We start from the raw sequence: 22169 nt of genomic DNA, 5'->3' as shown, positions 1-22169 counted from the left end.
GTTCATGCAGGAGCGTCTCGGTTTAAGCGACGAAAGGTGAGGAAGCGTTTGTGTTTAGGCGCCGAAAGGTGAGGAAGCGTCGGGGGTTAGACGCCGAGCTGTTCGCGGAGGGCCTGGACGTGGCCCTGTGCCTTGACCTGGTACTGGGCCAGCGTGACCTTGCCTTCGGGATCCAGGACCACGGTGGAGCGGACGATGCCCTCCTGGACTTCGCCGTCGATGAGCTTCTCGCCCCAGGCGCCGTAGGCCAGGGCAACCGCGTGGTCCTCGTCAGCCAGGAGCGGGAAGGTGAGCCCGAAGTCGCCCGTGAAGTTCGCCAGCTTCTCCGGCGCGTCGGGGGAGATGCCCAGCACCGCGTAGCCGGAGCCCTGGAAGGAGGCCAGGTTGTCGCGGAAGTCGCAGGCCTCCGTGGTGCAGCCGGGGGTGGCCGCTTCCGGGTAGAAGTACACAATGACGTTCTTGCCGCGGTAGTCGGCCAGCGTGGTCTGCTTGCCTTCAGCGTCCCGCAGGGTAAAGTCCGGCGCCTGGGTTCCGGGCTGGAGCTTGGTGGTCAGTTTGGGGCTCATGGCATTCCTTCTGATGGATCTGGGTTTGAGCGAAAAATCTGGTCAAGCACAATGACTGATCGGACTGATATGGATAACAGCAGCCCTAGATACTGTATTCCGCCGGGCCGCGCACGGTGGCTGCAGGCCCGCAGATGAAGCGGTAGCCGCCGCCGCGGACCGTGGCGATCGCGTGCCGGCCGCCGCGCAACTTCCGCCGGACCCGGCCCACATAGACGTCGATGGAACGGGTTGCGGCGCCGGGGCTGTCGAACGACTCCAGGAACAGCCGCAGCTCCTCCCGGTCAACGGTCCGTGAACAGTGTTCCACCAAGTAGCGCAGCAGCTTGAACTCGACGCCGGTCAGCGGCACCCGCACGCCGTCCAGCAGCACTTCGGACCGGGAAAGGTCCACGGCCACCCGGCTGACGTGCCCGGCCGACGGCGCGAGGTGGGGTGCGCCGCCGTCGTCCGTTTCGGCGGACTCCAGTTCCGAGGAGTCCGGTTGCAGGGAATCCTCCAGGGAGGACGACGGCGGCACGGGAGTTCCGCCGTCGGGCGCACCATTGGGTTCCCCCTCCCCTGGGGGCGTGCCTGGGTGCGTCCCGGCGGCGGAAGTTGCAGCTCGGGCGGCGGGCCAGTGGACTTCCGCCTCCGGAGCAAATCGAAGGGCCCGCGCCAGCAGCAGCTCGGCGGCCCGGGCCAGGACTTCGGGGTCGATGTCCTGGCCTTCGGGCGGAGCTACCCAGACGGCCAGGCCGCGGGCCTTGGCGGTCCCGCGGGCACTGGCAGTTCCAGGGCCGGCGCCCCACGGCGCCGAAGAGCCGCGCGGTGAATGGGCATGCACAGCCACCGCGCGGTCCTCAGATGCCGCCGCGGCGGATCAGCTTGCCGCCGGGGGTCTGGCCGTCAACCACGTTGCCGCGCAGGTACGTGCGGCGGACTACGCCGGAGAGCGCCTTGCCGTCGTACGGGGTGATGGGGTTCTTGTGCTTGAGCTTGGACACGTCCACCACGAAGGCCTCGTCCTGGGCGAAGACGGAGAAGTCGGCGTCGTACCCCAGGGCCAGCTGGCCCTTGTTGGAGAGGCGGGCCAGGGAGGCCGGCTTCTCGGCCATCCACGACACCACCTGCTCCAGCGGGATGCCGCGGTGCCTGGCCTCGGTCCAGATCAGGGACAGGCCCAGCTGCAGCGACGAGACGCCGCCCCAGGCCACGGCGAAGTCACCGTTTTCCAGATCCTTCAGGTCAAGCGTCGACGGCGAGTGGTCCGAAACGATGCAGTCGATGGTGCCGTCCTGCAGGCCCTGCCAGAGGAGCTCGCGGTTGGAGGCCTCGCGGATGGGCGGGCAGCACTTGTACGCGGTGGCGCCGTCGGGGATTTCCTCGGCCATGAGCGTGAGGTAGTGCGGGCAGGTCTCCACGGTGAGGTGCACGCCGTCGCGCTTTGCCGAAGCGATCATGGGCAGTGCGTCCGACGACGAGAGGTGCAGGATATGGGCGCGGGCGCCGGTCCAGCGGGCGCGCTCGATCACCTCGGCGATGGCCTTGTTCTCGGCGCCGCGGGGCCGGGAGGCGAGGAACGTGGAGTAGTGTGCGCCGCCGGGGTGGGGCGCGTGGTCGATCGCGTGCGAGTCCTCGGCATGGACGATCATGAGGGAGTCGAAGGACTTCAGCTCGCGCATGTCCTCCTCCATCTCGTCCGCTTCCAGGTGCGGAAACTCGTCCACACCGGAATGCAGCAGGAAGCACTTGAAGCCGAAGACGCCCTCGTCGTGCAGCGGGCGCAGGTCGGCCTTGTTCCCGGGGATCGCGCCGCCCCAGAATCCGACGTCCACGAAGGCCTGGTCCTCGGCCACCTCGCGCTTGAGCTTGAGGCCGTCCACGTTGGTGGTGGGCGGGATGGAGTTAAGCGGCATGTCGATGATGGTGGTGACGCCGCCGGCGGCAGCGGCGCGGGTGGCGGAGGCGAAGCCCTCCCACTCGGTGCGGCCGGGCTCGTTGACGTGGACGTGGGTGTCCACCAGGCCGGGGATCAGGGTTTCGTCGTCGGCGAGTTCGATGACCTCGGCGCCCTGGAGGCCATTGCCGAGCGGTTCCAGTGCGACGATCTTGCCGCCGCGGACGCCCACTTCACGGGCGGAGATTCCGGCGGTGGTGAGGATGCGCCGGCCCCGGATGACCAGGTCAAAGCGTTCTTCAGACATTCAGGGGCTCCTTCGTGTAAGCACTGTCGGTCAGGTGCACGCCGATGTGCTGACCCAATTCTTCAAGCAATCGGCCTGCTTCAGCTATACATATCTCTACATTGCTTTCCAGCGCCGTCAGAGGGTAGACCTGCCGGAAACCTGAACTCTGCTGCTGTTCCGGCGAAAGGGTGGTGCGGCCGCAGACGGCGAGCACCGGCACGCCGGCTTCGGCAGCTGCCCGGGCAACGCCCATGGGCGTCTTGCCGAGCAGGCTCTGTTCGTCGAGGCTGCCTTCGCCGGTAATCACCAGGTCCGCGCCGGCCAGCCGTTCCGCCAGCCGGGTGAATTCAAGCACGACGTCGATGCCCGGGCGGCGCGATGCCGCCAGTGCCGCGATGGCGGCGTAGCCGACGCCGCCGGCCGCTCCGGCGCCCGGTGCGCCGGCAGCTTTGACCGCCCGCGGACCGATCTCTGAGGCGAGGACCTTGACGAAGTTGGCGAGGGCGGCGTCCAGCTCGCCGACGTCGGCGGCGGTGGCGCCCTTCTGCGGCCCGAAGATGGCCGCCGCCCCCTCCGGCCCGAGCAGCGGGTTGTCCACGTCGCTCGCCAGGATAAAGCGGGACCCCTCCAGCCGGGTGTCGAAGCCGGAGAAGTCGATGGCCGCCAGGTCCGCCAGGGCGGCGCCGCCGAGGGGCAGTTCGTTGCCTCCGGCGTCGAGCAGCCGGGCGCCGAGTCCCTGCAGCACGCCAGCGCCGCCGTCGGTGTTGGCGCTGCCGCCGACGCCCAGGATGATCTGCCGGCAGCCGGCATCGAGCGCCGCGCGGATCAGCTCACCGGTTCCCACGCTGCTGGCGGTGCGGGCGGTTTCGGAACCCGGCCGCCCGCCGTCGTAATCGGGGAGGACAGCGAGGCCGGAAGCCGCGGCCATTTCGATTACGGCTTCCCGGCCGCGGACCGCGAACTCCGCCGACAGCGGCTGCCCGGTGGGGCCGCTGACCACGGCGCTGCGGCGGGTGAAGCCGGAGCCGACGGCGGCGTCGAGGGTGCCCTCGCCGCCGTCGGCCACGGGAATCCGCAGTACCTCGAGGGTGCCCAGTTCCTCAGGGGTGCCGGGACGGCCCGCTGTGGCGGAGCCGTTCCGGAGCCCTGTTTCCAGGTGCCGGGCGACGTCCGGGGCGGAGAGTGAACCCTTGAACTTGTCCGGCGCGATCACGATGCGCATTGCTTGCCTATCTTCGGTACTTTTCGGTGCGGCCTGGCTATTGGTCCCGCAGGGGATTAGTCCTGCAGGGCCAGGATGGCGGTGGGGGCGTCGGCTGCGGTGGCGGCCAGCTCCTCGAACTCGTTCACGGCGTTGATCTCGAGGCCCATGGAGATGTTGGTGATCTTTTCCAGGATCACTTCAACCACCACGGGAACCTGGAACTCGCCCATCAGTGCCTTGGCCTTGTCGAACGCAGCCGGCATGTCCTCCGGGCTGGTCACGCGGATGGCCTTGCAGCCCAGGCCCTCGGCCACCTTGATGTGGTCAACGCCGTAGCCGTTGGTTTCGGGGGAGTTGATGTTCTCGAACGCCAAGGACACGTTCTGTTCCATCTTGAAGCCGCGCTGGGACTGGCGGATCAGGCCCAGGTAGGAGTTGTTCACCACCACGTGGATGTACGGCAGGTTGAACTGTGCTCCCACGGCCAGTTCCTCGATCATGAACTGGAAGTCGTAGTCACCGGACAGGGCAACAACGGTCTCATCCGGCTTGCCGCGCACGACGCCGAGGGCGGCCGGGGCGGTCCAGCCCAGCGGGCCTGCCTGGCCGGCGTTGATCCACTTGCGCGGGCCGAACACGTGCAGCATCTGGGCGCCGGCGATCTGGGACAGGCCGATGGTGGACACGTACGTTGTGTCCTTGCCGAACGCCTTGTTCATCTCCTCGTACACGCGCTGCGGCTTGATTGGCACGTTGTCGAAGTGGGTCTTGCGGTGCAGGGTGGCCTTGCGCTCGGCACACTCGGCAACCCAAGCGGTGTAGTCCGGCAGGGTCTTGGCGGCCTGGCGTTCGCGGGCCAGTTCCAGCAGCCCGTCGAGGGCGGCGCCGGCGTCGGAGGCGATGCCGAAGTCCGGGGAGAAGACGCGGCCGATCTGGGTGGGCTCGATGTCGATGTGCACGAACTTGCGGCCGGCCGTGTAAGTGTCCAGGCCGCCGGTGTGGCGGTTGGCCCAGCGGTTGCCGATGCCGATCACGAAGTCGCTGCGCAGGTAGTTCTCGTTGCCGTAGCGGTGCGAGGTCTGCAGGCCCACCATGCCGGCCATCAGCTCATGGTCGTCCGGGATCGCGCCCCAGCCCATCAGGGTGGGGATGACGGGAACGTTCAGCAGCTCGGCCAGTTCCACAAGCTGCGCGGAGGCGCCGGCGTTGATGATGCCGCCGCCGGCCACGATCAGCGGGCGCTCGCCTGCGGTCAGCATGTCCAGGGCCTTCTCCAGCTGCTTGCGGGAGGCTTTGGGCTTTTCGACGGGCAGCGGTTCGTAGGTGTCGATGTCGAATTCGATCTCGGTCATCTGCACGTCGATCGGCAGGTCCAGCAGGACCGGGCCGGGGCGGCCGGAGCGCATCAGCTGGAAGGCCTTCTGGAAGGCGCCGGGAACCTGGCCGGGCTCCAGGATGGTCATGGCCATCTTGGTGACGGGCTTGGCGATGGACTCGATGTCCACGGCCTGGAAGTCTTCCTTGTGCAGCTTGGCAACGGGTGCCTGGCCGGTGATGCAGAGCATCGGGATGGAATCGGCCCACGCGGCGTACAGGCCGGTGATCATGTCGGTGCCGGCTGGGCCGGAGGTGCCGATGCAGATGCCGATGTTGCCGTCTGCTGCGCGGGAGTAGCCGTCAGCCATGTGGCTGGCGCCTTCAACGTGGCGGGCCAGGGTGTGGCGGATACCGCCGTGGGCCCGCATTGCGGAGTAGAACGGGTTGATCGCCGCGCCTGGCAGGCCGAACGCCTCGGTGGCGCCCTCCTTTTCCAGGATTGCGACGGCAGCGTCTACGGTGCGCATCTTGGTCATGGTGTGCTCCTAAAAAGTCCGTGTTTTGGGTGTGCTGAAGGAAGGCCCGGTGGCCGGGCCCATAAAAGTCGGTGGTTGAGCTTGTCGAAGCCGAGCCGCTGGTTGAGCTTGTCGAAACCGAGCCGCTGGTTGAGCTTGTCGAAACCGAGCTTGTCGAAACCCTTGATCTCGACAAGCTCGATCAGCGGAAGTGCTTACTCCCGGCCGCTGAGCTGGAGGACCTGCTTGAAGAGTCCCGAGTGGTCGAGGCCGCCGTCGCCCTGGTTGACGGTGGCGGCGACGAGCTGGGCGACGACGGCGCCGAGCGGGATGGAGACGTTGGCTTCGCGGGCGGCGGAGGTGACAATGCCTAGGTCCTTGTGGTGGAGGGCGAGGCGGAAGCCGGGGTCGAAGTTGCGGTCCAGCATCTTCTGGCCCTTCTGGTCGAGGACCTTGGAACCGGCCAGGCCGCCGCCGAGGACCTTGAGGGCGGCGTCGGTGTCCACGCCGTAGGCCTCAAGGAACGCGATGGCTTCACCGAGGACCTCGATGTTGACGGCGACGATCAGCTGGTTCGCAGCCTTGACGGTCTGGCCGGAGCCGGAGGGGCCGACGTGGACGATGGTTTTGCCGACGGCGTTCAGGACGTCCTGGGCTGCCTCGAAGTCTGCCTTGTCGCCGCCGACCATGATGGACAGGACGGCGTCGATGGCACCCTGTTCGCCGCCGGAAACCGGAGCGTCGAGCGGGCGGATACCGGCCGCGACGGCGTCATCGGACAGGCGCTTGGCGACGTCCGGGCGGATGCTCGACGCGTCGATCCAGAGGGCGCCCTGCTTCGCATTGGCGAACACGCCGTCCGGGCCGCTGACGACGCCTTCGACGTCGGGGGAGTCCGGCACCATGGTGATGACGACCTCGGCGTCCTTGACGGCGTCCGCGATGCTGGAGGCGCCCTGGCCCCCTTCGGAGACGAGCTTGTCGATCTTGTCCTGGCTACGGTTGAAGCCGGTGACGGTGTGGCCGGCCTTGACGAGGTTGATGGCCATGGGCAGGCCCATGATTCCGAGTCCGATGACTGCAACGTTGCTCATGATGGTTCTCTTTCTGAAGTCTTTGGGTGGTGCGGTGGTAGAGCTTGAAACCCAGGTGGTTGAGCTTGCCGAAACCACGGTGGTTGAGCCCGAACCTCCGGTGGTTGAGCTTGTCGAAACCAGGATCACGACAAGCTCGATCAGCGGTTCCGGCTACTGGGCGGCGTGTTCGCGGATGGCCCAGCTGAAGGCGGTTTCCTGCGGTTCCTTGTACTCGAGGCCGATGTAGCCGTCGTAGCCGAGTTCGCGGCTGCGGGCGATCCACTCGCCGAGGGGAAGCTCGCCGGTTCCGGGAGCCCCGCGGCCGGGGTTGTCGGCAATCTGGATGTGGCCGAAGTCCTTGGCGTGGTTTTCGATGACGGCGGCGACGTCGTCCCCGTTGACGGCCAGGTGATAGAAGTCCGCGAGCAGTTTGATGTTCTGGGCGCCGGATTCTGCCTTGACCCTGGCGATCACGTCGAGCGCGTCCTGGGCCTTCAGGAGCGGGTAGCGCGGGGCTCCGCTGACGGGTTCGAGGAGGACGGTGCCGCCGATGCGGGCCACGCCCTCGGCAGCAGCGGCCAGGTTCTTGGCCGCCAGTTCGTCCTGCTCCTCAGGGCTGAATTCCTCCTGGCGGTTGCCGTAGAGAGCGTTGAAAGCCGTGCAGCCGAGGCGCTCGCCGATGCCGGCGACGACGTCGATGTTGTCCTTGAACTCGGAGCAGCGTCCCTTCCACGACACCAGGCCGCGGTCACCGCCGGGCATGTTGCCGGCGTTGAAGTTCAGGCCGGAGAGCTGGACGCCGGCGTCGGTGATGGCGCGCTCGAAAGCCGTGGTCTCGGCGTCGGAAGGGACTGAGTTCTCGAAGGGCCACCAGAACTCGACGCCGTCAAAACCGGCCGCCTTCGCGGCTGCGGGGCGCTCGAGCAGGGGCAGCTCCGTCAGGAGGATGGAGCAGTTCACTGTGTACGTCATCGTAGGTCCTTCCGGGGAGGGGCTTTGATCTATCTTCCCTGCTTCTCGGCATTCATACCGTTTCCGCTTCGTGGAATTTAGATTCTGCTTTATGAAAAGTGTAGGGAAGGGGTGGCCGGGTAGTCAAGGGGAGCGGTCAGCGTGAATGGCCAACGCCGGCGATGGCAGTTCTGCAGCCGCATGGAAGCGCAGGAAGGGCCGGCACCCGAGGTGCCGGCCCTTCCTGCTGTTTGAGGTCTGTGTTTCGACCTGGAGCGTTACGCCCGCGCGGCGTCGACGAGGACGCCATCAATCCGGGACAGCACTCCGGGCCAGCCGTTGCCCATGCCCTGGAAGGCCTGCTGGCCCATCGGCGTATCGAGCTTGAAGCCCGCGTGCTCAAGGTGCAGGACTGTGCCGTCTTCGACAGTTTCAAGCGTCCAAGTGATGGTTGTGTCCAAGCCGCCTTCGGCAAACAGAAAGCTGATCGAGGTGCCGGGATCGACGCTGAGGACTTCGCACTGCTGCTGGCCCCAGGCGCCCATGTCCAGGGTGAAACGGTGGCCGACGGTGGGGGCGATGTCCCCGGGTGCCCACCAGCGGGAGAGCAGGTCCGGCGTCGTGAGCGCCTTCCATAATGCCTCGGGTGAGTGCGGGAAGTGGCGTGTGAGGCGGATCGTATTGTCGGTCATGATGGGTTCTCCTCGTCCAGTAGGTTGCCTAGCGTATCGAGGCGCCGGTTCCAGTAGTGCTCGTAATGCTTCAGCCAGCCGCCCACCTCGGCCAGGCCGGTGGCCTCAAGGTGATATACCCGGTGCCTTCCGTGCCGCTCTTCCCGGACGAGTCCGGTCTCGCGGAGCACGGCCAGGTGTTCCGACGCAGCGGAGCGGCTCTGCTCGAGCAGGTTCGTGAGGTCGCCCGCTGTCCGCGGCCCGTTCCGGAGCTCGTCGAGGATGGTGCGCCGTGCCGGGTTGGCCAGGGCGCCGAAGATGTCGGGAAGCACGCCGGTGCAGATTTGCCGGGTCGCCTGGCGCTTCTAAGTGGTTGGCGGGCATTTCGGTGACCAGAAACCGAAAAACCCCTGTTTCATGGGGCTCCGGGCTCGTAAAATAAAGGTGGGGCCGACGGCAAGAGCCCCGGAGAGCGATCCTTACGAGCCCGGGGCGCCTTCCCAAACGCCGCCGGCCCTTATGAATGCCGCCAGGTTCCGATCCGGTTACGGCTCTTCCCGCAAGGTCACGCCCATGTGACCATGGGGCATGAGCGAAGAACTTATGGCGGCGGCACCCTCCGGCAGTGGCGCTCCCCGCAATCGAACGGCCGGATTTATCCACTCCGAGGGCTCCGAGGCAACACGGCAGATGCGCGAGCGGGCCAAACGGCGCCGGGAAGCAGAAGCGAAACTGCAGCTGCACCTGATGGAAACCCGCAACAAGTCAGCCGGCGCACCGGACTCGGCCCTCTGACAGCCCCGCCCGAAACTACACGAAACAGCAATCACGGCGACACCATTCCGATGCCGCCGTGATTGCTGTTCAGTTACAAGTTGGGCGTGCCGCTATCTAACCAATAACCCCGACGGCGGCACTTGCGTTCTCAGTGGAGGCCGGCGTTAGTGCTGGCCGCTGGTGCCGCCCAGGGGCGGAACCGTGCCCGGGCCGCCTTCTTCCCATTCGGCCCGGTTTGCCGCGCTTCGAGTGTCGCTTGCAGCCGTCTCGTCCGAGTCGCCTTCGTCATCGATCAAGCCGTTGGTCTGGTCGAAGGGATGGGCGATGCTCTCGTCCGTCAGTGCCGAGCCGGTGCCTGCCGCAGTTCCACCGGCGACAGCTCCGCCGGTAACGGTGTCCGCCGCAGTTCCGCCGGCGAAGCCGGGGGTATCGGTCGTGTCGGTAACAACGGTGGTTTCGGTGTACTCGGGGACCACCGGGGTGACGGTCTCGTCGACGACATACACAGTGTCTGCGTCCTTGTCCTTGCCGCCCGCTGCAACTGCCGCCGCCGCGCCTGCTGCGGCGGCTACTCCGGCAGCTGCCGCCATCTTGCCGGAGACGCCGGCCTTGCCGCTGTCGCCGAGCGATCCGGCAGCGTGCTCAACGCCCGGGGTGCCCACCGAGCCGCCTTCGTTGACCGCGCCCCGCCAGGCGCCGCTGGCGTAGCCTTCGTCCTCGATGAATGCCTTGAACTTCTTTAGGTCGGCCTCGGCCTGGTGCTCCACGACGTGGAGCTTGTCGCCGATCTTCTCCACGATCCCTTCGGGTTCGTAGTCGATGAACAGCTTGATGGAGGTCTGGCCGCCGCCCACGTCTTCAAACTCCACCGAGCCTGCGTTGGTGGCACCCTCAGTGGCCGCCCAGGCAACCTTCTGGTCCGGCTTCTGTTCGAGGATCCGCGCCTCCCACTTGCGCTTCACGCCGGCGATCTCGGCAACCCATTCGAGGCGGTCGTCGCTGAGTTGGGTCACTTTTTTGACGCCGCCCATGAAGTGCGGGAAGTCTTCGAACTGGGTCCACTGGTTGTATGCCGTGCTGACCGGCACGTTCACCAGAATGCGCTTCTCAACCCTCGTGCTCATAGTGTCTCCTTCGTCGAAGTGAACAGATGATGGTCCGGTATCCGAAGTCATCAGCATGCTTACTATATCGTCGACGGCGGAGCGTGGCCAGAGCAGGTAGTGCCCGGAGCGTGGTTACGCAGTGAAAAAGGGGAAGCCTCCGCGCGAATCAAACGACTCCAGCGCGGAGGCTTCCAGCGCTCCGATTTGGGGGGAAAGGGGAGAGCTGGCACTAATGTACAGCCGGATGGGCTTCAGGGAAGGCGTATTCGGCTGTTTCGGAAATTCTTGACTAAACCTTGAGTTGCCGTTGTGAATCGACCGCGTCGAGCAGCCTGGTGAGCACGCGCGCCGGCGGCCCGCCGGCGTAGATCTCCACCATGTCCGCGTACTCGGGAAGTGCACGGTAGGCGTTCCGCAGGGCGGTCAGATCGGCCACGGACTCCTCGTCCGTGCCGCGCACCAGGATCCGCTGGTGCGCCTCTGCGGGATTCACGTCCAGGTGAAGGACCAGGTCCGGGGCCGGAAGAGTGCGGAGCAGCCAGGGGAGAAAGCGTCCGCGGCGCTGGCCCCTTGCCTCGCGCAATGCCAGCTGGCAGTGGAGGTGGCGGTCCATAACAACCAGCCCCTCGAAGCGGGTTGCCCGGCCAGTGGACACCAGCACATTGAATACGCGCATGGTGGTTTCCGCCGCGTCGGCCAGCCGGGCAGGCAGGTGGATGCCGAGCCTGGCGCTGAGTAGGGACATGCGCCGCCGGCCTGCATAGTTGCTCAGCAGAAGTGCCTTGCTGCCCTTCGCGCGGGCCGCCGCAACCAGGGAACGGGCCGCCGTCGTTTTTCCCGAACCGTCGATTCCTGTCAGAACAATGAGCATGTGGCCTCCTTCCGTCTCCCTGTCCAACGGCTGGGGGTCGGCCAGTGTTTCGGCTTTGAGGCGCAGATCACTTGTTGCCCAGTTCCCAGCCGGCCCACAGCCCTGATCGGCCGACGGCGGCACCTGCCGGAACTTGCGGCGATCCTGCCGGAATGTTGCGCCAGGCTTGAGCCTGCCGAGGGACAGTATTTCCCAGGGGCCGTGCAGAAGCGCCGCGGCCCCGCAAAAGACCCACATGAAGATCAGCCAAGAAACACAATGGACTCGGACGGGCAGGCGCAATGGGGCACCGGCCCGTCCCTGGCATGTTTCGTCGAACCGAGGGTGGGACTACAGGGAGACGCTGCCCCGGATGACCGTGCGGCTGGTGCCGCCGACCCATATGCTGTCGCCCTCTGTGGTGATGGTGACCAGGCCGCCGCGGCCCAGGACCGTGCCCTGGCTGACGGTGTAGTTGCCCTCCGCCACTCCTGAGCCGATCAGCCACTGGGCAAGGCCTGCGTTCAGGCTGCCGGTAACCGGGTCTTCGGGGACTGCGAGGCCGGGAACGAAGCCGCGCACCTCGAAATCCGCCGGGCCGCCGTCCCCGTAAGCACCGATGACGCCCACGTTCAGCTTGGCCATGGTGACGAAGTCCGGCGTCAGGTCCAACACCTGCCGGGCCGAGGCCAGCCGGATGCCGATCCAGCCCGGGCCGTTGTCCACCCAGTTGCTGTCCAGGACCTGCTCGGGCGTGATGCCCAGGCTGGCGATGGCCTGCTCCAGCACCTCAGCTTCCACCGGACCGGAACGGCGCAGCGGCGGGGCCTCGAAGAACTGTTCGTCGGCCGTTTGGCTGATCTTGACGAGCCCCACCTCGCATTCCTGTACGAGTTCTCCTGGGTGCTGCGGCTGGCCGCCGTTCTCCAGCCACGCGTGCGCGGAGCCGAGCGTCGGGTGGCCGGCGAAGGGAAGCTCGGACGCCGGCGTGAAGATCCGGAGCCGGTAGTCCGCCTCCGGTTGCGTCGGCTTCAGCAGGAACGTGGTTTCCGAGAGGTTGGTCCAGTTGGCGAAACTTTGCATCTGCTCGTCTGACAGGCCGTCGGCGTCATGGACGACGGCGACCGGGTTGCCGGCCTTGGGCCCGGGGGCAAAGACGTCGACCTGCGAAAAGGGATAATCGTTCACGTTGGCGGCCATGCTGGTCCTTCTGTGGAAATTCAACTTCGGTTGGAACTCACGTGGAGTTCCCAACCACGGTAGGCAGCCTGCCGGGGCGCGCACCAGAGCCAATTCAGGAAAGTGGCCCTGCCGAACCGCTTCAGTCGCCCGGCACCTCGGCAGGTTCCCGCGGTGTGGCGAGCCCGTCCACCACCTCGACTCCCGGCAACTTGAGGAGCTCGGCGGGGTCGAGGACGATCTTGCTGGATCTGTTGCCGCCGCCCATGACAACCCGGGGCACGTCCATCACGGACCGGTCCACGTACACTGGCAGTCCCTCAATGCCGGGCACGGTGACGCCGCCCACCAGCATGCCGGTCAGCGCGGTGGTGGTCTCGGCGTCGGCGAAGGAGGCGCGCTTGACGTCGAGAAGGGCGCGGACGGATCGGTTCACGTCCAGCCGGGTGGTGCCCAGGACCACGCACACCGCATACCGTGGCGGGTCAATCTTCTTGGAGCCAACCAGGATGGTGTTGGCCGCCTGCTCCAGGCTGAAGCCGTAGTGGGCGCAGAACTCCGCTGTGTCCGCCAGCTCCGGCGAGCACTCGAGGACCTCGTGGGCCACGCCATGGGCCGCCAGAGCATTAGCCACGGGAGGCAACAGGAGCGTGTCACTCACAGAAGTTCTCCTTCGAGGGCGGGGTCCGGACCAGCAACGGCAGGTACCGAATAGGCCGGCACGTTCCGGCGCAGCAGGAAGAACTGGTTGGCCGCAGGCAGCCACATGAGCGTGGCACCCGACAGCGTCAGCACCAGGCCGGCAAGGATCAAAGCGTTGAGGTCGACGGGTGCGCCGAGTGCCGACAGGGCGGCGGCGATGGTCAGGAGACTGCGGGCCCAGCGCGCGCCGTGCAGCAAATGCTGGGCCGCCAATACCTGCAGGGCGGTCAGCGGGACGGCGAACGCCACGAGATAGGGCACCGCCCAGTCCGGGATCGACTGGCCGAAGTCGATTCCGGCCACCTCCAGGATGACGGGCATCATGCCGGCCACCACGGCGCTGGCCACCCAGCAGGCGGCCGCGAGCCGGACAGCCTGCGGTATGTTTACCGGCCCAATGTTTCCGGGCTCGCGAAAGTCCAACTGCTGATCGCCCAATGAAGTCCCCATTCTTCAATTTGCGGTGTTCAATTGCCGCGTTTCCGGAAATCCGGCGACGGCCTCAGCTTACAGGCTGCCCCGAGCCGCGGGACGTACACTGGCCTTTCCATCACTTCGAGGACCTGCTGCGAGGTGGACCTGGATGCTCTGGAAGCTTCTTGTCCGGTACCTGCAGCCGCAACGGCGGCTGCTGATCGCCGTCGTCGTTTTTCAGTTGGCGCAGTCCATTGCCTCCCTTTATCTCCCCACCCTGAACGCGGACATCATCGACCTGGGCGTGGCCACGGGGGACACCGGCTACATCCTGCGCGTTGGCAGCCTCATGCTGTTCATCACCCTGCTGCAGATTGCGTGCGCGGTGACGGCGGTGTACTTCGGAGCCAAGGCGGCGATGGGGATGGGGCGCGACCTGCGCGGGGCGATCTTCACCCGGGTGGGCGGGTTCTCCGAGCAGGAGGTCACCCGGTTTGGCCCGGCAAGCCTCATCACCAGGTCCACCAACGACGTCCAGCAGGTCCAGCAGCTGGTGCTGATGTCTGCCACTCTGATGGTGGCCGCGCCCATGCTCAGCATCGGCGGCGTGGTGATGGCCGTCCGTCAGGATGCCCAGCTGTCCTGGCTGATCGCGGTGAGCGTGCCGGCGCTGCTCTTAGGCGTTGGGGTGATCATTAGCCGGATGGTGCCGCTGTTCCGCCTGATGCAGCTGCGGATCGACGCCGTCAACAGGGTGCTCCGCGAGCAGCTGGCGGGCATCAGGGTGGTGCGGGCGTTTGTGCGCGAGGACCTGGAGACCGAGCGCTTCGCGGGCGCCAACGCGGACGTGACGGACACGGCGCTGCGTGCCGGGCGGCTGATGGCGCTCGCCTTTCCCGTGGTGATGCTGGTGCTCAACGTCTCCAGCGTGGCGGTGATCTGGTTCGGATCCTTCCGGATTGAGGACGGCTCCATGCGGGTGGGCACGCTGGTGGCGTTCCTCAGCTACCTGCTGCAGATCCTGATGTCCGTCATGATGGCCACCTTCATGGCCGTGATGATCCCGCGCGCTGCGGTCTCGGCGGACCGGATCGGGGAGGTGCTGGAGACGGAGTCGTCCGTGCGCCCACCGGTGAACCCGGTGGTTTTCGCGGCTGATACTTCCCGGGCCACCGCCCGCGGTGAGCTGGAAATGCGCGACGTCGGATTCGCCTACCCGGGTGCCGAGCGGCCGGTCCTCAGCGGCATCAGCTTCACGGCCCCGGCGGGGCGGACGACGGCGGTGATCGGCAGCACTGGGTCGGGGAAAACCACGCTGGTGAACCTCATGCCGCGGCTGTTCGACGCCACTTCAGGGTCGGTGATGATGGGCGGTGTGGACGTGCGGGAGCTGCACCCTGACCTGCTGTGGGGGCACATCGGACTGGTGCCGCAGCGGCCGTACCTGTTTTCCGGAACCGTGCGGAGCAACCTGCTGTACGGCAAGCCGGATGCCACCGAGGAGGAGCTGTGGCACGCGCTGGCCACCGCCCAGGCCGAGGACTTTGTGCGGGAGATGGAGGGCGGCCTGGACGCACCCGTCTCACAGGGCGGCACGAACGTGTCCGGCGGGCAGCGGCAGCGGCTGGCGATCGCCCGGGCGCTGATAAAGCGGCCCGAGCTGTACATCTTTGACGACTCGTTTTCCTCGCTGGACACCGCCACGGACGCCCGGCTCCGGCGGGCGCTGCACCGGGACACCGCTGGCGCCACGCTGGTGATCATCGCCCAGCGGGTCTCCAGCATCGTGGACGCGGACCAGATTTTGGTGCTCGACGGCGGCAGGATCGTCGGGCGCGGAACGCACAGTGAGTTGCTGGAGAGTTCGGAGACATACCGCGAAATCGTGTCCTCGCAGCTGGCGGCGGAGGAGGCGGCATGAGCACGTCGAGCCGGGCCCAGCGAGCCGAGCAGACCGGAACCGGCGCTGCCCCCGGAACCCAGCAGTCCGCCGTCGTACGCATTCCCCGGCCCACGGGCGGACCGGGACGCGGCGGACCGTTTGCCGGGATGAACGTCCCGGCGGAGAAGGCGCTGAACTTCGGGCCGTCGGCCCGGCGGCTGCTGGGGGAGCTGCGCCCCGAGCGGGCGTGGCTGGCGCTGGTACTGGCGCTCGCCGTCGTAAGCGTGGCGTTCTCGGTGACCGGGCCGCGGCTGCTGGGCGAGGGCACCAACCTGATCTTCGCCGGCGTCGTGTCCAAGAACCTGCCGGCCGGGGCGAGCAAGGAAGAGGTGATCGCCGGGCTGCGGGCGTCCGGGCAGAACGCGCAGGCGGACATGATCGGGGCGATGACGCTGACGCCGGGCAAGGGGATCGACTTCGCGGCGCTGGCGAACGTGCTGCTGTGGGCGCTGGCGCTGTATGTGCTGGCGTCGGCGTTCGGCTGGATCCAGGCGTATGTGCTGAACGGCGTGGTGCAGCGGACCGTGTACCGGCTGCGGGAGCGGATCGAGGCCAAGATCCACCGGCTGCCGCTGCGGTACTTCGACTCCATCCAGCGCGGCGAGCTGCTCAGCCGGGTGACGAACGACGTGGACAACATCTCCCAGAGCCTGCAGCAGTCCATCTCCCAGGCGGTCACGTCGCTGCTGACAGTGGCGGGCGTGCTGGTGATGATGTTCCTGCTCTCGCCGGTGCTGGCGCTGATTGCGCTGGTGACGGTGCCGCTGACGCTGGTGACGACGGCGCTGATCGCCAAGCGTTCGCAGAAGCTGTTCGTGGCGCAATGGAAGCACACGGGGGAGTTGAACGGGCAGATCGAGGAGACCTACACGGGGCACGCGCTGGTGAAGGTGTTCGGCCGGCAGCGGGAGGTGGAGGAACGGTTCCGGCAGAAGAACGCCGAGCTGTTCGATGCGAGCTTCGGGGCGCAGTTCATTTCCGGCCTGATCATGCCGGCGCTGACGTTTATCGGGAACCTGGTGTACGTGGGGGTCGCCGTGGTGGGCGCGCTTCAGGTGGCGTCCGGGGCCATGCAGCTGGGCGACGTGCAGGCGTTCATCCAGTACTCGCGGCAGTTCACGCAGCCGCTGGCCCAGCTGGGCTCGATGGCCAACCTGCTGCAGTCCGGGGTGGCGTCGGCGGAGCGGGTGTTCGAGCTGCTGGATGAGGAGGAGCAGTCCCCTGAGGCTGCTGGTTCTGCTCCCGACGGCGGGCGGGGCCGGCTGGTGTTCGAGAACGTCTCGTTCTCCTACTCATCCGACAAACCGCTGATCACGGACCTCAGCCTGGTGGCGGAACCGGGGCAGACGGTGGCGATCGTCGGACCCACGGGGGCCGGCAAGACCACCCTGGTGAACCTGATGATGCGGTTCTACGAGCTGGATGCGGGCCGGATAACGCTCGACGGCGTGGACGTCACCTCCGTCCCGCGGCGGGAGCTGCGCTCGCGGATGGGGATGGTGCTGCAGGATACGTGGCTGTTCGGCGGGACCATCCGGGACAACATCGCGTACGGCCGGCCCTCGGCGTCGGAGGAGGAGATCATGGAGGCGGCGCAGGCGACGTACGTGGACCGGTTCGTGCGTGCGCTGCCGGAGGGGTACGACACGGTGCTCGAGGACGAGGGCTCCAACGTCTCGGCGGGGGAGAAGCAGCTACTGACGATTGCCCGGGCATTCCTGTCCCGGCCGTCGGTGCTGATCCTGGACGAGGCGACGAGCTCGGTGGATACCCGCACTGAGCTGCTGGTGCAGAAGGCGATGAGCGCGCTTCGGAGCGACCGGACGAGCTTCGTGATCGCGCACCGCCTCTCCACGATCCGCGACGCCGACCTCATCCTGGTGATGGAGGCCGGGCAGATCGTGGAGCAGGGCACCCACACTTCTTTGCTTTCTTCGGGCGGGGCGTATGCGCGCCTGTACGAGGCGCAGTTCGCGGCGCCGGCGGCTGAGGTTTGAGGGGCTTTGAGCACGAAGGGACACTTGTGGCCCTGGCATGTCGGGGCACAAGTGTCTGATGGGGCCAAGGGTCCTGCTGGAGCACTAGTCAGCACCTCCCCCATCTTCCCGGGCCGCTCAGCAGCCGCTCCAGGCCGCCCGGAACCTCGCCGCTGCCGGGGCACCAGCTCTCCCCGACATCCAGTTAGGTCCCTCCCTGTATCGTCAGAAGTCAGGAACCCCTTCGGTTCCCCTACAGGAGCGATTATGGCTGACAAGTCCCCCCGTCAAGCAGCATCCAAGAAGTCCGACAAATCCCTTAAGGAAAAGCGCGCTGACAAGAAGGCCGCTTCGGCGTCGGCCAGCTCCCTCGACAAGGTGACCGCCACCAAGTCCGCGAGCTCCAAGAAGAAGTGACAAATTCACCGAAACACCTCACCCTTGGAGTCCTGGCCAGCACCCGGAAGCCCGACGAGCGGCGCCTCCCCATCCACCCGCTCCATTTGGACCGAATCGCCCCGGAACTGCGCCAGCAGCTTATCTTCGAGGAAGGCTACGGCGAACGATTCGGCGTCTCGGACGCCCATCTGGCATCGCGCGTGGGGCGCATCGCCCCGCGCGCGCAACTGGTGGCAGATGCCGACGTCGTGCTCCTGCCAAAACCCCAGCCTGAAGACCTTGCCGAGCTCCGTGACGGCCAAGTCCTCTGGGGGTGGCCGCACTGTGTCCAGGACCGGGCGATCACCCAGCTGGCGATCGACAAAAAGCTCACGCTGATCGCCTTCGAGGCGATGAATCACTGGGCCAGCGACGGCGGCTTCGGCCTGCACGTGTTCCACAAGAACAACGAGCTGGCCGGGTACTGCTCCGTGCTGCACTCGTTGGCGCTGTCCGGCTCTACGGGCGATTACGGCCGCCGGCTAAGCGCCGTCGTTATCGGCTTCGGAGCCACCGCGCGTGGCGCCGTCACGGCACTGAATGCCCACGGCATCCATGACGTCCAGGTGCTGACCAACCGCGGTGTTGCAGCCGTGGGCTCGCCCATCCATTCGGTGCGGATCGCGCAGTTCGACCACGATGATCGGGCCCCGTTCCTCAGCGAGGTCATCACCGAGCGCGGTCGTGTGCCGCTGGCGCCGTTCCTCGCTGAGAGCGATATCGTGGTCAACTGCACCCTGCAGAACCCCAATGCGCCGCTGACCTACCTGCGCACCGAGGACCTTGACGCGTTCCGTCCTGGCAGCCTGATCGTGGACGTCTCCTGCGACGAGGGCATGGGCTTCAGCTGGGCGAAAAACACCACCTTCGCCGAACCCATGTTCACGGTCGGCGACCACATCGACTACTACGCGGTGGACCACAGCCCTTCCTACCTCTGGAATTCCTCCAGCTGGGAAATCAGCGAGGCGCTGCTGCCCTTCCTGGAAACCGTGGTCTCAGGCCCTGATGCGTGGACGGAGAACGAGACCATCCGGCGGGCGATCGAAATCCGCGACGGAGTCATTCGCAACATGGACGTGCTGCAGTTCCAACAGCGTGCGCCGGAATACCCGCATTTGCCGCTCGACGGCTAGCGGCTACACCCCGCCCGGGCCGGATAGTCCCGGTGCGAAAAGGCTGCCGCGGGATTCCGGGGCATTGATCGATTCGCGCCAGCAGGCCGTGCGGTGTCTCGTAAACCTGTTCCTTTCTGAGACGCACTCGAGTTGGCCAAAATCCAACTCGACGTCCGGGCTGAGGCACAAGTCGGGTCTCCGGCTCATCACGACGAGTGGCGGCTCCTCAGGGGGCCGCCATTCTCATGAGGTCCCCCCGCGCCAACCTTTCCTCAAGGAATACGCTGCAGAGTTGTAGCGGCCGGCAGGAGCTCCGGATCGAAAGGACGGCAATGAATATCAGGCGCACTACTCTGTCGGCAGCGGCGCTGCTTGGGGCGCTGGCGATGGCCGGCTGCGCCGCGTCAGCTCCCTCTCCGGGGCCAACAGTTACCGCGACCGCAGCACCCGCAGCACCCGTAGCCACGCCCGCAGCCCTGAAATTCACGGCAGCGACCAGCGGCAAACTCCTGGCGGCCCGGATCATGGCACGCGCCCAGCCCAAGATCCCCGGCATCAAGATCGCAGGGGTGGAGTGCAAGAACTTCCCAGATCTTAAGGTAGGCACCCACACGGACTGCCAGATGAGGGTCAACGGCGCCAAGCGCGGGTACCTCGTCACGTTCACCGAGCGCGACGGCCACTACGTTGTCAAGGCGCAGAAGCTCACCTGGTAGCCAAGGGGCGCAGAGGCAAGCTACACGCGGGAGGACCTGCCGCGGAGGAAGTGGAAGATCAGGACCACCACAGCTATAACCAAAAGCAGGTGAATCAACCCGCCGCCAATGTTGCCGAGCAGGCCGAGAAGCCAGAGAACCGCGATAATGATGGCTATCCAAAGCAACATGAGAGTCTCCTTTGTTTGTTCGCGGATGGAAACGCTAGTTCTGCGTCCCGGCCACTCTGCGTAGATAAGCGGCTGGCAGTAATGACATGACTGCCAGAGGGTCGCCCGTGGGCGCTGCCGGTAAGGATCATCCTCGTAACCCTCGCTCTCATCGGGCCCGACTCCGCATCTACTGTGGTGCTTATCAGCCTATGCCCGGATCAGGTTGCCGGAAATAGCCATACCTCGCCTAATTGTCCGGAGAACTCTGGACAATCAGAGACCAGGGCGAGACCAGCTCACGACGTCGACCGCGTGTCGAAGGCTGCAGCCGATTCCCGCAGAAGGCGGGCCACTGTGTCCACAGGCAGGCTGGCTGACCGTCGCCGGTCGAACCGCCGCAGAACGATGCGTCTCGTGCCCAGTCCGGGGACGTCCAGGACGTCCACCCCGTCCTGGACGAGGCCGGTCAACGCCAACGTGGGCACGATGGCAACGCCCTCGCCCGCAGCGACCAGCGCGAGAGCGGTCAGTGTGTCCTGGTACTGATGCACAGTCTCCAACTGGGCACCCGTTGACTCGCGGAGCCGGCCGAGGACCGAAGCGTTGGCGGCTGAGGACTCGACGCCCAGCCAGGGAAATGGCAGGCGGCCAAGGTCGATGTTCTCGGTGGTAAGCAGCGCACCCGCGGGAACCACCAGTTTCCAGGGCTCGTCCAGGAGGGGCTCCTCGATCATTCCGGCGCCCAGTGAACGTTGCCCGGCCGTCGTCGTCGAATCGAGCTCGATCACGACGGCGTCGAGCGCGCGTTGCCGGAGCAGCCGCATCAAGGCGGGGAAGTCGTCCTCAATCATCCGGATCTGTAATTGCGGGTACTGGATGCGCCACTCGGGCAGGCGCGGGATCACCACCGTGCGGACAAAGCTGGTGAATCCGCCCACTCGCACCACCCCCGCGATGTTTGCCCCGCCTTCCATCCGGGCGCGGGCGACGCTGAGGGCGCGCTCGATCTCCTCGCCGGCTTCGGCTACGGCCAGGCCGGCGGGTGTCAAAACCGAGCCTTTGGGTGTGCGCACCACCAAGGCGTGCCCCGTCTCGTCCTCTAACTTATTGAGCTGCTGGGACACGGCCGAGGGCGAAATCCCCAGTTCGTCAGCGGCAGCGAGCACCCCGCCCGTGCGGGCAACCGCAAGGAGAACTCGCAGCCGGCGCGGATCGATATCCATGTTAAGTAGTTCTAAACCATGTCTTCAGCAGAATGCAATTGATCTAAAGGCCCTTCGTCCTCATAATTGCTGTTAAAGGTAAGGGCAAAAGAGACAGGCCGGCCCGTCCAGCGAAGGACGTCCCGCCCGGACGGCTGAGCACACACGCTGTTCCAGCGATGCCGAGCCCGTCGGCAATGGCGCCTCTTACAAAACAAAAACATATCGCCCGTCATCTCCACTCCGCTCAGTGAATGGCAGCCGGGCATCAACCCTGAAAGGACATCATGGAACTGCTGTGGGAAATCTCCGGTTGGGCAGGCGCTGTTGCGATTCTCAGTGCGTACCTGGCCGTGTCCATGGGTTGGCTGAAGGCCGGCAAGGGCTTCCAGACCGCGAATCTCCTCGGTTCGTGTGCCTTCATTGTCAACGGTGCATTCCACGAAGCATGGCCGTCCGTAGTCACGAATGTCGCCTGGTTCCTCATTTCCGCCGTAGCACTTCTGCGGATGCGCTCCCAGCAGGAGCCGCCGGTTGCAGCTGCTGAGCCCCTGCACGTGCAATTTCCCGGAGTCCCCGAAACCGGCCAGATGACCATCGTTGAAGCGCCGCAAGCACGCTGCGCATAAGCGAACGACGGCGGGACGTCCCGTCGTCGTCCGCTCTCACGACAATTCTGCTGTTACCGGAAACCAAGGCTGGTAGGACTCCCCACAATTCCCCTTATGATTTCGGTACCGCCGTTTTCTAGGGAGTGACGTGCGAGGTACAACGGTCCGGCGGATTTCCGCCGCATGGCAGGTCTGGCTCTGGCTGATCGGAGCCGGATTCGCTGTGCTCCTTGCCGGGATCGTCTTCGGACTGCAGAAGGCCGGCCCGCTGTGTGGCAGCCCGCTTTTACCGGACAGTGGTGCCGCTGAAGCATTCGACGCGCTCCACCGCGGCGCCAAAGCAGCGGCGGACTGCTACCGCAGCATCGACGCCGCCGCAGTTCCTACCTGGATCCTGATTGCGCTGGGCGTCGTCCTGGTCTTGGCGGGCGTGACCGTCCGGATCGTCGTCATCAGCCGGACCGCCCCCTCGATTCAGAAAGCGGGCGGGACCGGAGACGGCAGCCCGCGGTAAAAAC

Annotated in this window: 24 protein-coding genes; 8 read left to right on the top strand and 16 right to left on the bottom strand. The window is 66.2% G+C overall.

The genetic code is table 11. From position 1 onward, the window contains the following. Window positions 1–86 precede the first annotated feature (86 nt). The 9 genes from bcp to QFZ33_RS22685 form a co-directional block, all read right to left on the bottom strand. A complete protein-coding gene (gene bcp, locus QFZ33_RS22725; protein ID WP_307031221.1) occupies window positions 87–566 on the bottom strand; it encodes a thioredoxin-dependent thiol peroxidase in 480 nt (159 codons plus the stop codon). 85 nt (window positions 567–651) lie between these two features. Further along, on the bottom strand, window positions 652–1398 hold the full coding sequence (locus QFZ33_RS22720; protein WP_307031219.1) for a winged helix-turn-helix domain-containing protein: 747 nt from the start codon (window positions 1396–1398) through the stop codon (window positions 652–654). A 10-nt stretch (window positions 1399–1408) separates the two neighbouring features. Further along, window positions 1409–2752 (bottom strand): allantoinase AllB, encoded by a 1344-nt coding sequence (gene allB, locus QFZ33_RS22715; protein ID WP_307031217.1) that lies wholly within the window; start codon window positions 2750–2752, stop codon window positions 1409–1411. Then, window positions 2745–3956, bottom strand: a complete 1212-nt coding sequence (locus QFZ33_RS22710; RefSeq protein WP_307031215.1) for a glycerate kinase — start codon at window positions 3954–3956, stop codon at window positions 2745–2747. The genes allB and QFZ33_RS22710 overlap by 8 nt, the downstream gene beginning before the upstream one ends. 56 nt (window positions 3957–4012) lie before the next feature. Further along, the gene (gene gcl, locus QFZ33_RS22705) at window positions 4013–5791 is read right to left on the bottom strand and encodes a glyoxylate carboligase (RefSeq protein ID WP_307031214.1); all 1779 of its coding nucleotides are present in this window, start codon (window positions 5789–5791) and stop codon (window positions 4013–4015) included. A 194-nt stretch (window positions 5792–5985) separates the two neighbouring features. Continuing rightward, window positions 5986–6864 (bottom strand): 2-hydroxy-3-oxopropionate reductase, encoded by an 879-nt coding sequence (locus QFZ33_RS22700; protein WP_307031212.1) that lies wholly within the window; start codon window positions 6862–6864, stop codon window positions 5986–5988. A gap of 153 nt (window positions 6865–7017) precedes the next feature. Then, entirely contained in the window at window positions 7018–7818 is an 801-nt protein-coding gene (locus QFZ33_RS22695; RefSeq protein ID WP_307031210.1) for a hydroxypyruvate isomerase family protein, read from the bottom strand. A gap of 257 nt (window positions 7819–8075) precedes the next feature. Continuing rightward, complete coding sequence (locus tag QFZ33_RS22690; RefSeq protein ID WP_307031208.1) at window positions 8076–8489, bottom strand: SRPBCC family protein; 414 nt, start codon at window positions 8487–8489, stop codon at window positions 8076–8078. Next, window positions 8486–8800, bottom strand: coding sequence for an ArsR/SmtB family transcription factor (locus tag QFZ33_RS22685; protein ID WP_307031206.1), 315 nt, complete (start codon window positions 8798–8800; stop codon window positions 8486–8488). Before QFZ33_RS22685 ends, QFZ33_RS22690 begins: the two co-directional genes overlap by 4 nt. Window positions 8801–9056: 256 nt before the next feature. On the opposite strand from QFZ33_RS22685, the gene QFZ33_RS22680 reads away from it, so the two are divergent. Then, window positions 9057–9263 carry a hypothetical protein gene (locus QFZ33_RS22680; protein WP_307031204.1) on the top strand — a complete coding sequence of 69 codons (207 nt, stop codon included), beginning with the start codon at window positions 9057–9059 and terminating at the stop codon, window positions 9261–9263. A gap of 146 nt (window positions 9264–9409) precedes the next feature. Here the strand turns inward: QFZ33_RS22680 and QFZ33_RS22675 are convergent, their stop codons facing one another. The 5 genes from QFZ33_RS22675 to QFZ33_RS22655 all read right to left on the bottom strand — a co-directional run bounded on the left by QFZ33_RS22675 (window position 9410) and on the right by QFZ33_RS22655 (window position 13532). Then, window positions 9410–10369, bottom strand: coding sequence for an SRPBCC family protein (locus QFZ33_RS22675; RefSeq protein ID WP_307031202.1), 960 nt, complete (start codon window positions 10367–10369; stop codon window positions 9410–9412). Between the two features lie 271 nt (window positions 10370–10640). Next, window positions 10641–11222, bottom strand: coding sequence for an AAA family ATPase (locus QFZ33_RS22670; RefSeq protein ID WP_307031200.1), 582 nt, complete (start codon window positions 11220–11222; stop codon window positions 10641–10643). 330 nt (window positions 11223–11552) lie between these two features. Continuing rightward, window positions 11553–12401, bottom strand: a complete 849-nt coding sequence (locus tag QFZ33_RS22665) for a PhzF family phenazine biosynthesis protein (RefSeq protein ID WP_307031198.1) — start codon at window positions 12399–12401, stop codon at window positions 11553–11555. A 121-nt stretch (window positions 12402–12522) separates the two neighbouring features. Beyond that, on the bottom strand, window positions 12523–13041 hold the full coding sequence (locus QFZ33_RS22660) for a YbaK/EbsC family protein (RefSeq protein WP_307031196.1): 519 nt from the start codon (window positions 13039–13041) through the stop codon (window positions 12523–12525). Continuing rightward, window positions 13038–13532, bottom strand: coding sequence for a hypothetical protein (locus tag QFZ33_RS22655; RefSeq protein WP_307031194.1), 495 nt, complete (start codon window positions 13530–13532; stop codon window positions 13038–13040). Before QFZ33_RS22655 ends, QFZ33_RS22660 begins: the two co-directional genes overlap by 4 nt. Window positions 13533–13665: 133 nt before the next feature. On the opposite strand from QFZ33_RS22655, the gene QFZ33_RS22650 reads away from it, so the two are divergent. From QFZ33_RS22650 to QFZ33_RS22630, 5 genes are all read left to right on the top strand, one after another. Further along, on the top strand, window positions 13666–15417 hold the full coding sequence (locus tag QFZ33_RS22650; protein WP_307031192.1) for an ABC transporter ATP-binding protein: 1752 nt from the start codon (window positions 13666–13668) through the stop codon (window positions 15415–15417). Continuing rightward, window positions 15414–17435, top strand: coding sequence for an ABC transporter ATP-binding protein (locus tag QFZ33_RS22645; protein WP_307031190.1), 2022 nt, complete (start codon window positions 15414–15416; stop codon window positions 17433–17435). Before QFZ33_RS22650 ends, QFZ33_RS22645 begins: the two co-directional genes overlap by 4 nt. Window positions 17436–17681: 246 nt before the next feature. After that, the gene (locus tag QFZ33_RS22640) at window positions 17682–17831 is read left to right on the top strand and encodes a hypothetical protein (RefSeq protein ID WP_307031187.1); all 150 of its coding nucleotides are present in this window, start codon (window positions 17682–17684) and stop codon (window positions 17829–17831) included. Continuing rightward, the gene (locus QFZ33_RS22635; RefSeq protein ID WP_307031185.1) at window positions 17828–18988 is read left to right on the top strand and encodes a N(5)-(carboxyethyl)ornithine synthase; all 1161 of its coding nucleotides are present in this window, start codon (window positions 17828–17830) and stop codon (window positions 18986–18988) included. The genes QFZ33_RS22640 and QFZ33_RS22635 overlap by 4 nt, the downstream gene beginning before the upstream one ends. Before the next feature lie 314 nt (window positions 18989–19302). After that, window positions 19303–19686 carry a hypothetical protein gene (locus QFZ33_RS22630; RefSeq protein ID WP_307031183.1) on the top strand — a complete coding sequence of 128 codons (384 nt, stop codon included), beginning with the start codon at window positions 19303–19305 and terminating at the stop codon, window positions 19684–19686. 20 nt (window positions 19687–19706) lie between these two features. Here QFZ33_RS22630 and QFZ33_RS22625 read toward each other — a convergent pair whose 3' ends face one another. Beyond that, complete coding sequence (locus QFZ33_RS22625; protein WP_307031180.1) at window positions 19707–19856, bottom strand: lmo0937 family membrane protein; 150 nt, start codon at window positions 19854–19856, stop codon at window positions 19707–19709. 278 nt (window positions 19857–20134) lie between these two features. Continuing rightward, a complete protein-coding gene (locus tag QFZ33_RS22620; RefSeq protein ID WP_307031178.1) occupies window positions 20135–21061 on the bottom strand; it encodes a LysR family transcriptional regulator in 927 nt (308 codons plus the stop codon). Between the two features lie 266 nt (window positions 21062–21327). Here QFZ33_RS22620 and QFZ33_RS22615 point away from each other — a divergent pair, with 266 nt between their 5' ends. Both QFZ33_RS22615 and QFZ33_RS22610 read left to right on the top strand, forming a co-directional pair. Continuing rightward, window positions 21328–21669, top strand: a complete 342-nt coding sequence (locus tag QFZ33_RS22615; protein WP_307031176.1) for a CBU_0592 family membrane protein — start codon at window positions 21328–21330, stop codon at window positions 21667–21669. Between the two features lie 130 nt (window positions 21670–21799). After that, the gene (locus QFZ33_RS22610) at window positions 21800–22165 is read left to right on the top strand and encodes a hypothetical protein (protein ID WP_307031174.1); all 366 of its coding nucleotides are present in this window, start codon (window positions 21800–21802) and stop codon (window positions 22163–22165) included. Window positions 22166–22169: the final 4 nt, after the last annotated feature.

Origin of the sequence: Arthrobacter globiformis (assembly GCF_030815865.1) — a bacterium.
GTDB classification, from domain to species: domain Bacteria; phylum Actinomycetota; class Actinomycetes; order Actinomycetales; family Micrococcaceae; genus Arthrobacter; species Arthrobacter globiformis_B.
The sequence above is the reverse complement of the archived record's forward strand: the minus strand, read 5'-3'. Positions and strand labels throughout refer to the sequence as shown.